Below are 1,570 nucleotides of genomic sequence, written 5' to 3'. Positions count from 1 at the left end.
AGCGGCCCGCCGGCGACGTGAGCGCCGACGGGCCGTCCGACGACCGACCGGGCAACCGTGGGCCGTCCCACGGCGGCTCGGACGGTGGCGGGGCCTCCGGCGGCGAGGCAGCTTGGCCGACAGGCCCCGGCGACATACGGGAGCGGCTTGAGAAGACCGGGTACCTCGTCGACGACGGCCTCGCGGTCGCGTGTTTCCTCGCCCTGAAGCTGCGTCGGCCGATCTTCTGCGAGGGCGACGCGGGTGTGGGCAAGACCTCGCTCGCGTCGGCCCTCGCCGCCGCGCTGGACGCTCCGTTGATCCGCCTCCAGTGCTACGAGGGCATCGACGCCTCGCAGGCGCTGTACGACTGGGACTTCCCGCGCCAGTTGCTGCATCTGCGGGCGGCCGAGGCGGCCGGTGTCACCGACGCGGACCGTCTTGAGGGCGAGTTGTACGGGCGGCGGTTCCTGGTCGCGCGGCCGCTGCTGCGGGCCCTGGAGACCCAGCCGTGCGTGCTGCTCGTCGACGAGATCGACCGTGCCGACGACGAGTTCGAGGCGTTCCTGCTGGAGCTGCTGTCCGAGTACACGGTCACCGTCCCCGAACTCGGCACCCTGCGCGCCGAGTCGCCGCCCGTCGTGGTCCTCACCTCGAACCGGACCCGTGAGGTGCACGACGCGCTGAAGCGGCGCTGCCTCTACCACTGGTTCGACCATCCGGGCTTCGCCCGCGAACTGGCCATCGTACGAAGGCGGTTGCCGGGTGTGACTGCACGGCTCGCCGAGCAGGTGACCGGCCTCGTACAGGCGCTGCGCGCGGAGGATCTGGTGAAGCCGCCGGGGGTCGCGGAGACGATCGACTGGGCGGAGGCACTGGACGCGCTGGGCGCGACAGAGGTCGACGCGGAGCTGGCGGTGGCCACTCTGGGGTCGGTGCTGAAGTACCGGGAGGACCTGGAGCGGGCCCGGGGGCTCGATCTGGCGGCGCTGCTCGCGGTGCGGGGCCCGTGAGGCGCGTGCGATGCGTGAGGCGCGTGAGATGTGCGGGGAGCGGGGCGTGAGGTGACCGGGACGGAGTGCGGGGCCGGCGTCGAAGAACGCGCCGGGGCGGACGTCGACGTGCCCGCCGTCCTGGTCGGCTTCGCCCGTGCCCTGCGCGCCGCGGGGGTCGAGGCGGGGCCCGACCGCGTACAGGCCTTCCTCGGCGCGCTCGACGTACTGCGGCCCGGGATGCGGTCCGACGTGTACTGGTCGGGGCGGCTCACGCTGTGCGGCGGCCGGGACGATCTGGAGCGGTACGACCGGGTGTTCGCCGCCTACTTCGGGGGCTCGGCGTCCGAGGGCCGGGGGATGCGGGCCGCTCCCCCGGCACGGCTGCGGATGACCGTACGGGACGCCGGGCCCGCTTCCCGTGCGCAGGTCGAGGGCGAGCGGGACGCCGTGCCCACGGCGGTTCTCGCGAGTGCCGCCGAGGTGCTGCGGCACCGCGACTTCGCCGGGCTCACCGATGCCGAACGGGGTCAACTCCGGCGGCTGCTGGCCGCGTTCGCGCTGCGGGGTGAGCTCCGGCGTACCGCACGGCTGCGGCC

General features: G+C 74.1%; 1 protein-coding gene and 1 pseudogene. Both read left to right on the top strand.

Features of this window, described 5'->3' with window-relative positions; all coding sequences use genetic code 11:
* The first annotated feature begins 134 nt into the window (after positions 1 to 134).
* Entirely contained in the window at positions 135 to 992 is an 858-nt protein-coding gene (locus O3Q52_RS52935; protein WP_269655526.1) for a MoxR family ATPase, read from the top strand.
* A gap of 51 nt (positions 993 to 1,043) precedes the next feature.
* A pseudogene (locus O3Q52_RS52930) lies at positions 1,044 to 1,570 on the top strand (hypothetical protein); the annotation flags it as partial.

The organism is Streptomyces sp. ActVer (genome assembly GCF_027270795.1).
In the GTDB taxonomy this organism is placed as follows: domain Bacteria; phylum Actinomycetota; class Actinomycetes; order Streptomycetales; family Streptomycetaceae; genus Streptomyces; species Streptomyces umbrinus_A.
The sequence above is the reverse complement of the archived record's forward strand: the minus strand, read 5'-3'. Positions and strand labels throughout refer to the sequence as shown.